Origin of the sequence: Paenibacillus cremeus (assembly GCF_007786445.1) — a bacterium.
In the GTDB taxonomy this organism is placed as follows: domain Bacteria; phylum Bacillota; class Bacilli; order Paenibacillales; family NBRC-103111; genus Paenibacillus_G; species Paenibacillus_G cremeus.
Genome location: NZ_VNJI01000009.1, coordinates 173,011 through 182,747, shown reverse-complemented (window position 1 = coordinate 182,747; position 9,737 = coordinate 173,011). Strand labels below are relative to the sequence as shown.

At 50.2% G+C, this 9,737-nt stretch carries 9 protein-coding genes, 8 tRNA genes and 1 rRNA gene; 16 read left to right on the top strand and 2 right to left on the bottom strand.

Annotated elements, in window-relative coordinates; all coding sequences use genetic code 11:
- The 9 genes from FPZ49_RS09725 to FPZ49_RS09685 all read left to right on the top strand — a co-directional run.
- A 23S ribosomal RNA gene (locus FPZ49_RS09725) occupies window positions 1–223 on the top strand; the annotation flags it as partial.
- 65 nt (window positions 224–288) lie between these two features.
- Window positions 289–376, top strand: a tRNA-Ser gene (locus FPZ49_RS09720).
- A gap of 25 nt (window positions 377–401) precedes the next feature.
- Window positions 402–478 (top strand) — tRNA-Met (locus tag FPZ49_RS09715).
- Window positions 479–494: 16 nt separating this feature from the next.
- Window positions 495–570, top strand: a tRNA-Val gene (locus FPZ49_RS09710).
- Window positions 571–585: 15 nt separating this feature from the next.
- Window positions 586–661: transfer RNA gene (locus FPZ49_RS09705), tRNA-Thr, on the top strand.
- A gap of 21 nt (window positions 662–682) precedes the next feature.
- Window positions 683–759, top strand: a tRNA-Asp gene (locus FPZ49_RS09700).
- Between the two features lie 50 nt (window positions 760–809).
- A tRNA-Phe gene (locus FPZ49_RS09695) sits at window positions 810–885 on the top strand.
- A 19-nt stretch (window positions 886–904) separates the two neighbouring features.
- Window positions 905–990, top strand: a tRNA-Tyr gene (locus FPZ49_RS09690).
- Between the two features lie 10 nt (window positions 991–1,000).
- A tRNA-Lys gene (locus FPZ49_RS09685) sits at window positions 1,001–1,073 on the top strand.
- Window positions 1,074–1,119: 46 nt separating this feature from the next.
- Here FPZ49_RS09685 and FPZ49_RS09680 read toward each other — a convergent pair.
- Together FPZ49_RS09680 and larA are read right to left on the bottom strand one after the other, a co-directional pair.
- Complete coding sequence (locus tag FPZ49_RS09680; RefSeq protein ID WP_144845945.1) at window positions 1,120–1,425, bottom strand: MTH1187 family thiamine-binding protein; 306 nt, start codon at window positions 1,423–1,425, stop codon at window positions 1,120–1,122.
- 24 nt (window positions 1,426–1,449) lie between these two features.
- Complete coding sequence (gene larA / locus FPZ49_RS09675; RefSeq protein WP_261381338.1) at window positions 1,450–2,691, bottom strand: nickel-dependent lactate racemase; 1,242 nt, start codon at window positions 2,689–2,691, stop codon at window positions 1,450–1,452.
- 452 nt (window positions 2,692–3,143) lie between these two features.
- Here larA and FPZ49_RS36710 point away from each other — a divergent pair, with 452 nt between their 5' ends.
- The 7 genes from FPZ49_RS36710 to ppaX all read left to right on the top strand — a co-directional run bounded on the left by FPZ49_RS36710 (window position 3,144) and on the right by ppaX (window position 9,728).
- On the top strand, window positions 3,144–3,995 hold the full coding sequence (locus tag FPZ49_RS36710) for a C40 family peptidase (protein WP_261381335.1): 852 nt from the start codon (window positions 3,144–3,146) through the stop codon (window positions 3,993–3,995).
- A gap of 126 nt (window positions 3,996–4,121) precedes the next feature.
- Window positions 4,122–5,243 carry a PucR family transcriptional regulator gene (locus FPZ49_RS09665; protein WP_144845941.1) on the top strand — a complete coding sequence of 374 codons (1,122 nt, stop codon included), beginning with the start codon at window positions 4,122–4,124 and terminating at the stop codon, window positions 5,241–5,243.
- Between the two features lie 90 nt (window positions 5,244–5,333).
- Window positions 5,334–6,458, top strand: a complete 1,125-nt coding sequence (locus FPZ49_RS09660) for an ABC transporter ATP-binding protein (protein ID WP_144845939.1) — start codon at window positions 5,334–5,336, stop codon at window positions 6,456–6,458.
- Between the two features lie 156 nt (window positions 6,459–6,614).
- A complete protein-coding gene (locus tag FPZ49_RS09655; protein WP_144845975.1) occupies window positions 6,615–6,992 on the top strand; it encodes a winged helix-turn-helix transcriptional regulator in 378 nt (125 codons plus the stop codon).
- An 84-nt stretch (window positions 6,993–7,076) separates the two neighbouring features.
- Window positions 7,077–8,018: an HPr(Ser) kinase/phosphatase gene (hprK, locus tag FPZ49_RS09650; RefSeq protein WP_144845937.1), complete on the top strand. Its 942-nt coding sequence runs from the start codon at window positions 7,077–7,079 to the stop codon at window positions 8,016–8,018.
- A gap of 38 nt (window positions 8,019–8,056) precedes the next feature.
- The gene (gene lgt, locus FPZ49_RS09645) at window positions 8,057–9,112 is read left to right on the top strand and encodes a prolipoprotein diacylglyceryl transferase (RefSeq protein WP_144845935.1); all 1,056 of its coding nucleotides are present in this window, start codon (window positions 8,057–8,059) and stop codon (window positions 9,110–9,112) included.
- Window positions 9,090–9,728 carry a pyrophosphatase PpaX gene (ppaX, locus tag FPZ49_RS09640; RefSeq protein WP_144845933.1) on the top strand — a complete coding sequence of 213 codons (639 nt, stop codon included), beginning with the start codon at window positions 9,090–9,092 and terminating at the stop codon, window positions 9,726–9,728. Before lgt ends, ppaX begins: the two co-directional genes overlap by 23 nt.
- Window positions 9,729–9,737: the final 9 nt, after the last annotated feature.

The window sequence follows — 9,737 nt, the reverse complement described above, 5'->3', positions numbered from 1 at the left end:
GGATGGACGTACCGCTGGTGTACCAGTTGTCTCGCCAGAGGCACGGCTGGATAGCCAAGTACGGAAGGGATAAGCGCTGAAAGCATCTAAGCGTGAAGCCCCCCTCAAGATGAGATTTCCCAGTATGTAAGACCCCTTGTAGACGACGAGGTAGATAGGTTCGGGGTGGAAGCGCGGCAACGTGTGGAGCTGACGAATACTAATCGGTCGAGGGCTTATCCAAAACGATTCAGCAAGCTTTGTTTCGAATCCAGTTTTCAGGGTGCAAATCCTGTGTGTTGTGAGCTTGGAGAGATACCCAAGTGGCTCAAGGGGACCCTCTGCTAAGGGGTTAGACTGCGTAAGTGGTGCGAGGGTTCGAATCCCTCTCTCTCCGTAGTAACTTCACTATCATATAACGTGGCGGCGTAGCTCAGCTGGCTAGAGCGTACGGTTCATACCCGTAAGGTCGGGGGTTCGATCCCCTCTGCCGCTACCAAATATCTTTTTCCCATGGAGGCTTAGCTCAGCTGGGAGAGCATCTGCCTTACAAGCAGAGGGTCGGCGGTTCGATCCCGTCAGCCTCCACCATACCAAGTTTAATATGCCGCTGTAGCTCAATTGGTAGAGCAACTGACTTGTAATCAGTAGGTTGGGGGTTCAAGTCCTCTCGGCGGCACCATTTGTTTCAATCATGTGATGCGGAGCCGTGGTGTAGAGGCCTAACATGCCTGCCTGTCACGCAGGAGACCGCGGGTTCGAATCCCGTCGGCTCCGCCATGATTTTACTACGAATGAAAATTTATGTGTAGGACATCCTACTTACATATGGCTCGGTAGCTCAGTCGGTAGAGCAGAGGACTGAAAATCCTCGTGTCGGCGGTTCGATTCCGTCCCGAGCCACCATAGGCATTATTGCCATCCTGGAGGCTTAGCGAAGTGGCCAAACGCAGCAGACTGTAAATCTGTTCTCGTACGAGTTCGGTGGTTCGAATCCATCAGCCTCCACCAGTTATCCTAAGAGCCATTAGCTCAGTTGGTAGAGCACCTGACTTTTAATCAGGGTGTCGTAGGTTCGAGTCCTACATGGCTCACTTTTAGTGAGAATAATAAGAGACCATAACGGTCTCTTTTTTGTGTTTATTGGAGTTTGTCCTGAACGGAACGGAGCTTTTGCTCCATAGAGGCGGGTTTGTCGCGGCGGTCATCGATTTTGATGGAAGTGGAAACGCGCTGGGCCCCCTGTGAGAACGGCGCTTCGTGCAGACGGCGAATCACTTGCAATAAATCCTCTAACTCTCCCTCAATAATAGTGCTCATGGAGGTCATTTCAAAATGAATGGGCTCCGGAGCATCCTCAAGCAAGCGATGCAGATCGGCTACATAATGACTTAGACTGGTGGTTTCCGTACCGATTGGAATCACCGTAACTTCTACAATGGCCACGAACATCCAACTCCTTATTACCTTCTAGTGTACAGGAAATGTTAAAGCCCCGAAAGGCATAATGGCTAGCGATTGACTGGGATGGAGTAGTATCGATTTCAACGTGCTGGATAGATCCGGAGCCGGGGTGCAGCCTAGTAGATCAATCAAAGCGTTTGGAAGTGAGGTATGCAAATAAACGGGGTGATTTTGCAGTACCTCATCTAAATGCAGTAGCTTATGGGCGCCGGCAACGAAGGTCTGTTTCAGCATGGCTACCGCACGCTCCCGTTCTGGTATGGTTTCTACCCAGTATTGAAAAATACCGTTGCCAAACTGTTCTGAGCACTCTGCAGCCATGATAATCGTGCCGTGCGGCTTAGTGATGGCGGCAGCGTTGCGAAGTGCTTTTAAAGCCTGATAAAACTGCAGGTCTTTTGGAAAGCCCCCGGGGGATACAACCACGATGTCATATTGCTTTTGAACAGGAACAAGAAAAAGCTTGGCGGCAAAGACTGTGCCCTGGCGATGGGCCTCAATTATATGGCCCGCGGCAGCATGAAGCACCTGTCGGTCATGATTAACAACCACGTTCAGCATGAAGTCGATCGGCGCGAATTGCTGCGCTTCCTCAAGGTCCTGATGAAGCGGATTGTTGGGATGGCCTGGGATAGCTTTATATTCAAGCGACAAGCCGTGATTATGCTCTATGCAGCGCTGAGAGGCGACCCCGGGAACCAGTGCCTTAATCCCGCCGGATATCCCAACAAGGGCGTGTGGCTCGATATTGCCAGTTACAATGCGTAAAGGAGCCTGGGCTACTAGGTGGTTGATTTCGATCGGTGTGCCGCGGGAGGTCGTACCGGCATATGTGCAATCCTCTGAGCAGGAGGAATGATTGCTAACCCGGATACGCTGGTATATCGCGGTCCCTACAAGCTGCTCCAGCTCAGCGGCCGTATGCTTTCGGTGCAGACCAAGCGCAATGACGATATCGATGGCGTGATCCGGAATACCGGCGGCATTTAACTCCTCTAACAGAGGGGGAAGCAGAAGCCAGCTAGGGCAAAGTCGGGTACCATCGCTGATGAGAATTACAGCTTGAGTTTTATCGGTGGCAAGCTCTCGCAGGGACGGCGTGCCAATCGGCGCTGCCAACGCTTGACGAATGAGCGATAAGGAATAGGCGTCGTCAGGTGGTTCACCCAACGGTTGTTTGTATGTAATGAGATCATACGAATGAGACTCGGGTACGTCAAATGAAACGGTCGTTTTGCCGTAACGCAGCGTAGGAATAGCCCAATCCTCTCCTTTGGTGCGAATTATTTAAGTATAGCTTCTAAAGGACAATTCCATTATTGCCACAAATCGGGATAATATCCTTGTTTAGAAATCCTCCCAAATTTGTCACTACATTATTTCCAATATAGAAACATGCTGCCAGCAGGCACGGTCACAGAAACGTACGATTTACCGCTGCAACAGCAGTGAAGTGCTATTTTTCCTGATGTGATGCGGGTTTAGGGGCATTTGGAGTGTCCGCTGAGTGAGCCATAATGCGATGTGCATATCGGTAAATTTTGAGGCCAGTGTCTGATACTGGTTTCCTTGGCATTAACACACGAACAGAGGGAAACATTGCGCAATGCAAGGCTTTTTATGCCATGGTAATCTATGAATGCGGGTACACTGAATACCCAAACATGGAGATTACTAGAACATCTGGGAGGAACCTATTCATGTTGCAGCGCACTTTCATTCGTACAATGGGTATTACGGCGGCAATGACCGTCATGCTCACAGGAGCACTTGCGGGACCGGCTATGGCTGCTTATGATGATATGGACGCGGTCTCTCTGGCCAAAAAGATGGTCGGCAAAGACTACACAGTAAGCGAAGAGACACCTGCTAAAGGCTTTGATGCATCTGGATTGAACTACTACATTTTCAAAATGCTCAATTATCAGCTGCCGCGTGCGCTGGACGATCAGTTTAAGATTAACAAGCCGTCGATAAAATCGATGAGTAATGCGATTGCTGGTGATGTTCTCTTTTTCGGTACTGGTACGAATCCTAGCTTCTCGGGTATTTATATCGGGGCTGGCAAGATGATCATGGCCTCGAGCGCGAAGGACTCTGTTATTACGGAGCCAGTAAGTAAACATACGAGTCAGTTCATCGGAGCCAAGCGCGTATTATCGGCATTAGACCAGAAGCGCGTAAATCTTGTACTTTTGGCCCAACAATACTTAGGCACTCCATATGATTTCGGTGCGGCATACGGCCAAACGAAAACATTCGATTGCTCTTCCTTTACGAAGTGGATTTTTGCTCACAACGGCGTGACGCTGCCTCGCGTGTCGCGTGATCAAGCGCAAGAAGGCACGTTCATCAGCAAAGCGAATCTGGAGACAGGCGATTTGGTATTCTTCTCTACTCCGGACTCTAAAGGCAAAATCGGACATGTCGGCATGTACGTAGGCGATGGCATGATGATTCATACGTACGGCGCAGGCGGCGTTAAATTCAGCACCATTGAAACCGGCTGGTGGAAAGATCATTACATCACGGCACGCAGAGTGCTCAAATAAAGCAGATAGGCAAGGGGGAGGACGTGGTCCTGCTCCTTTTTCATATAAGAAAGGGGAAAGTTAGCTTCCGGTTGTGCTACAATACATTATAGATAGAGGAAGAAAACAACGTTGGGAGCTTGGAGAATGGACTGGGAACTGGTGAGACAGCAGCTGGAGCAAGCACTGAACATTCCGGTAACAACCGTCAAGTGGCCATGGGAAGACTGGCGGCGGATGGGCGGGGCCACTCCAGATACCGAGGGAGCCGCAGGTGCTATCAGAAGCATTCGAAGTGATGAAGAGCTTGTTTTTTTCGTTCAGAAGGAAGATCGGGACGTTGTTTTATTTAAAGTGGTGCATGAAGGCGTTTCCGAAGCGGAGCGTCAGCTGATTGAGCTGGTTTTGGATACGAAGATGAAGCAGGAGAAAAAGCCGGCGTCCTCTGGCAGTGATGAGGAGAGAAAAGCGGGCCTGGTCAGGGAATGGCTTCGGCAGCAGCAGGAGCTGGGGTACTCGCATGCGGAGATGCCGGATACACTGGTCTCGCAGCTGTCGCTCTATTCTACTAAAATCCCCTTGCTGCTGTACGGAGATAACACGACCTCACGCCGCGTGCATTATACCGATTTGAAGAAGCTGTTAGAGTCGTTTTTTGATAGTGAGCTGACTTTGATTCCTTTAACGGACAAAGAATGGCTTATCCTCGCCCCGGAAAAAATACTAGCGATGGATGCCGGAGACGACAGAGAAGATCTTCAAGATGAAAGCATGGAGGACAAGCTGGCGGCGATCGGCTACGGACTGCATGAAATGCTCGAGAGTGAATGGGTGGGCGAAAGCCATCTGGCGATTCATTACCCGATGATGCCGGCCAAATCGCTGTATACCGCGGTGCTGCAGCTTAGGGAGACGATCATGCTGGGGCGGACGTTCCATGTGGGCAGTAATATGCATTTGCCATGGGAGCTGCAGCTGGAGAAGCTGGTGCACCTCATTCCAGAGAGCGAGAAGGCGAGCTTCCTGGAGCGTGTGCTGAAACGGCTGGACGTCGCGCTTGATGCGGAGACGATGACGACGTTGGAGCAATTTTTCCACCTGGATTGCAATGTCAGCGAAACGGCGAAGAAGCTGTATATTCATCGCAATACGCTCTTGTACCGACTGGATAAATTCAAGCAAGAGACGGGGTTGGATGTTCGCACATTTAATGATGCGGTCATTGTGAAAATTGCTATGTTATTGTACAAAGTAACGAAAAGAAAGTGATTTTTTTGTGAAGATTGTGCATAGTCATATACGAGCTAGTAAGGTAAGATAAGTTCATAGGACGATACTAATTCGTAGGGGGAATTACTCATGGCAGGTGTACGTTTAAACCATGTCGTTAAAAGATATCCAGGTAATGATGAAGCAACCGTTAAAGACTTCCACTTAGATATTAAGGATAAAGAGTTCCTGGTTCTGGTAGGAGCTTCCGGCTGTGGTAAGTCGACTACGCTTCGTATGATCGCCGGTCTCGAAGAAATTACTGAGGGCGAACTGTATATTGGTGACCGTTTGGTGAATGACGTAGCTCCAAAAGACCGCGACATCGCGATGGTATTCCAATCTTACGCTTTGTATCCTCACATGAACGTGTATCAAAACATGGCATTCGGTTTGAAGCTGCGTAAATTCAAGAAAGCTGACATCGAAGCTCGTGTTCGTGAAGCGGCAAGAATTCTTGACATCGAGCACTTGCTGGATCGTAAGCCGAAGGCTCTCTCCGGCGGTCAGCGTCAGCGTGTTGCCTTGGGTCGTGCGATCGTTCGTGAACCGCAAGTGTTCTTGATGGACGAACCACTCTCCAACTTGGACGCGAAGCTTCGCGTACAGATGCGTGCTGAGATCAGCAAGCTGCATAAGCGTCTTGAAACAACTGTTATCTACGTAACGCATGACCAAACAGAAGCTATGACAATGGGCGATCGGATCGTCGTTATGGATAAAGGGATTATCCAACAAGCTGCTACACCGGAAGAGATCTATAACTTCCCGCTTAACATGTTCGTAGCCGGCTTTATCGGTTCCCCTTCCATGAACTTCATTACTGGTAGCTTTGCAGATCAAGGTGGAAGCCTGTACTTCAAAGCGTCGGGTGTCAATGTTGAAGTTCCAGAAGGCAAAGCTAAAGTCCTGCGCGATAAAGGCTATGTTGGCAAAGAGGTTGTCATCGGCATTCGTCCGGAAGATTTCCACGAAGAAGCGATCTTTATGGAAGCATCCCCGAACACCATCGTGAACGCTCATATCGAGGTTGCTGAGAACCTGGGTCATGAAATGTTCTTGTACCTGACAGGCCTGGGCAACCAAAGCGTAGTGGCTCGTGTAGACGGCCGCTCCGGTATGAAGGAAGGCACGAATGTGAAATTGGCGGTCGACATGAACAAAGTTCATTTCTTCGACAAGGAAACAACGAACTCCATCCTGGTTAACGCCTAATTTTACTCCTTAGCAAACAAAGGTCAGTCCTATACGGGCTGGCCTTTTCTTTAGGTTACGCAGAAAAATCGGATGAGCTTTATGGCAATTTCTTGCGAGCGAACGGATATAATTGCGGTATAATGAGAATAAGTAGGAGGAATCGAGGTGCAGGCTATGGGGGAGCAAGGATGTGAAATTACCCAGACAATCCAGCTATTAAGCAAGCGATGGACTATATTTTTACTGGATAAGCTGCTGGTGGGTCCACAACGATTCTCGGAGATTGGCTGTCAATTGTCGATCAGCGGCCGGCTGTTATCCGAACGGCTGAAGGAGCTGGAGGCGGTCGGGCTGGTAAAAAGAACGATATATCCTGAAATGCCGGTGCGGGTGGAATATGCGTTAACGGATAAGGGGAAGGCGTTCAAACCAATTTTGGATGAAATCAAAAAATGGGTTGAGGATTGGGCCGATCCGGAACAGAAGTCTTGCTGCCCCGGAGGAGCGGAACATACGGAGTGCGCAGAGGTATTGGATACTTCTAAAGTGTAAAAGCGGCCCGAGAGCGAGGAAAGTTGCTTTCGGGCGCTATTTTATATACGATGGAATTACTGGGACATAAAGGAGAAGGTCACGATGCCTAAAAAAGTGAAAGTATCGGATTTAGTACGGGAATTTCACCTGGAGGTGGTCTGCGGAGAAGGAGGGCTGAAGCGCCCGATCAATGTGGCCGATTTGTACCGACCAGGGCTGGAAATGGCCGGCTATTTTGAGTTTCATCCGAAAGAGCGGGTTCAAATATTAGGGAAAACAGAACTGACCTTCTTTGACGGGCTGTCTTCCGACGAACGAATGGATCGGATGAGACGGTTGTGCGCTCCGGAAGAAACACCGTGTATCATTATTAGCCGCGGCTTGGATGTCCCGATTGAGCTGATGGCTGCAGCCAATGACAGCGGCATCACGGTGGCCAAGACGAATACGGCAACGACTATTTTGGCCAGCCGGATTACGGGATTTCTGGAAAATTGTCTGGCGCCTACCACTACGATTCATGGGGTGCTGGTAGACGTATACGGAATCGGGATGCTGATCTCCGGATCCAGCGGCATCGGGAAAAGTGAGACTGCGCTGGAGCTGGTTAAACGCGGACACCGCTTGATCGCCGACGATGCGGTTGAAATTCGCCAAACGGCGGACTATCAGCTGATTGGGAACCCGCCGGAGCTGATCCGTCACCTGCTGGAAATTCGGGGGATCGGGATTATCAACGTAATGACACTGTTCGGAGCCGGGGCCGTGCGGAATACGAAGAAGATTTCGGTCGTCTGCAAGCTGGAGAACTGGCAGCAGGACAAGCAGTATGATCGCCTGGGACTGGATGAGGAAACAACACGGATTATCGAAACGGATATTCCGCTGGTGACGATTCCGGTAAGGCCGGGTCGAAACTTGGCCGTTATTATCGAGGTGGCTGCGATGAACTACCGATTGAAGCGAATGGGTTACAACGCGGCGCTGCAGTTCACGAACAAACTGACGGAATCGCTTGCAGAAGATATGGACGATATGGAGTAGGAGTACGAATATTTTTACATAAAGGAAGGGGTTCCAGCATGATCGGCAAGTTTCTGGCAATTAACCCGATTGCCTTCTCCATCGGCGCGCTTAGCGTGCATTGGTACGGCATCATTCTGGGCACGGCGGCGCTCGTCGGTATGATCCTGGCGATCAGCGAAGGAAAGCGCTTCGGCATCATCCCCGATTTTTTTATGGACTTGGTGCTGATCGGTGTGCCGTCAGCCATCGTCGGGGCGAGAATTTATTATGTCGCTTTCAAATGGGAAGATTATAAAGACAATCTGGGCGAGATCGTCAAGGTGTGGCATGGCGGGATTGCGATCTATGGCGCGTTGATCGGTGCGATTATCGCGGCCGTCATCTATGTGCGGCGAAAGGGCTATTCGTTCTGGCGCATCGCCGATATTTGTGCGCCGGGATTAATCGTCGGACAAGCGATTGGGCGCTGGGGCAATTTTATGAACCAGGAAGCGCATGGCGGAGTCGTTGCAGAGTCCTTTTTGCGGGACAATCTGCACTTGCCGAACTGGATTGTAAACCAGATGCTGATCGAAGGGCAATATTATCATCCGACGTTTTTGTATGAGTCGCTTTGGAATATCGTGGGCTTGGTGCTGCTCTTCGTACTGCGGAGACAAAAGTTTTTGCGAGCAGGTGAACTTTTCTTTAGTTATTTTATTTGGTATTCGATTGGCCGATTCTTTATAGAAGCGCTTCGGACGGATTCGCTCGATTTTACGGGTCCGAGTTGGATTGCCAACGTTTTGAAAGCTCTATGGTCACCGATGGCTGCGTTGGGCTTTGAACAGGGCAAGATGACCTATGGAGGCAACATCCGAATTTCTCAGCTGCTGGCTGTTCTGATCGTTATTGCTGCAGTTATATGGATTTATGTTCGCAGAAAAACAGGCGCGGCGGATGTGTATTATTCAGATCCGATAGTCCCTAGCGGACGGGAGCCGAAAGAGCACCAGGAGCAGGCTGTAATCGCCGGCGAGGTGATGACCGAGACGCACGAAGAAGCTGTACAAACGGAAACTATTGACAGCACGAAGAAGGAGCAGAAGGATGATTCAAACGGTACTATTTGACCTGGATGGAACAATTCTGGATACGAATGAGCTGATTATTCAGTCGTTCATTCATACCTTTGAAGGTGTTACCCCGGAGCCGGTGACGAGGGAGCATATTATCCCGAACATGGGCAGACCGCTGGTGGAGCAGATGGTATACTTCTCGGGCAGGCAGCAAGTGGACGATCTGGTGCAGAAGTACCGCAAGTTTAATGTGGACAAGCATGATGAGCTGGTTCGCGAGTTTCCATATGTGAGAGAGACGCTTGCTCAGCTGCATGCCGCAGGAGTGAAATTGGGCGTGGTGACGAGCAAAATTCGCATGACGACCGAGATGGGGCTGAAGCTGACCGGGATGTATGAGTTTTTTGGAACAATCGTCACGGTGGAGGATGTTCAGCATGCAAAGCCTGCTCCGGAAGGCATTCACAAGGCACTCCGGGAGCTCGGCGGATCAACGGAGTCGGCGCTCATGGTGGGCGACAGTCATTACGACATCGATGCGGCGAAAAATGCCGGGATTCCATCCGCAGCTGTCGCGTGGTCGCTTAAGGGCGTGGATTACTTGAAGCAGTACCAGCCGACACACATCATTACGGATATCCGAGAACTTCTGCCGATAATCGGCGTTTGAGGGGATAGC

Bases quoted from the DNA above. Each gene is read 5' to 3' on its own strand.
- FPZ49_RS36710 (WP_261381335.1), top strand. From the start codon at position 3,144: ATGTTGCAGCGCACTTTCATTCGTACAATGGGTATTACGGCGGCAATG.
- FPZ49_RS09665 (WP_144845941.1), top strand. From the start codon at position 4,122: ATGGACTGGGAACTGGTGAGACAGCAGCTGGAGCAAGCACTGAACATT.
- FPZ49_RS09660 (WP_144845939.1), top strand. From the start codon at position 5,334: ATGGCAGGTGTACGTTTAAACCATGTCGTTAAAAGATATCCAGGTAAT.
- FPZ49_RS09655 (WP_144845975.1), top strand. From the start codon at position 6,615: ATGGGGGAGCAAGGATGTGAAATTACCCAGACAATCCAGCTATTAAGC.
- hprK (WP_144845937.1), top strand. From the start codon at position 7,077: ATGCCTAAAAAAGTGAAAGTATCGGATTTAGTACGGGAATTTCACCTG.
- lgt (WP_144845935.1), top strand. From the start codon at position 8,057: ATGATCGGCAAGTTTCTGGCAATTAACCCGATTGCCTTCTCCATCGGC.
- ppaX (WP_144845933.1), top strand. From the start codon at position 9,090: ATGATTCAAACGGTACTATTTGACCTGGATGGAACAATTCTGGATACG.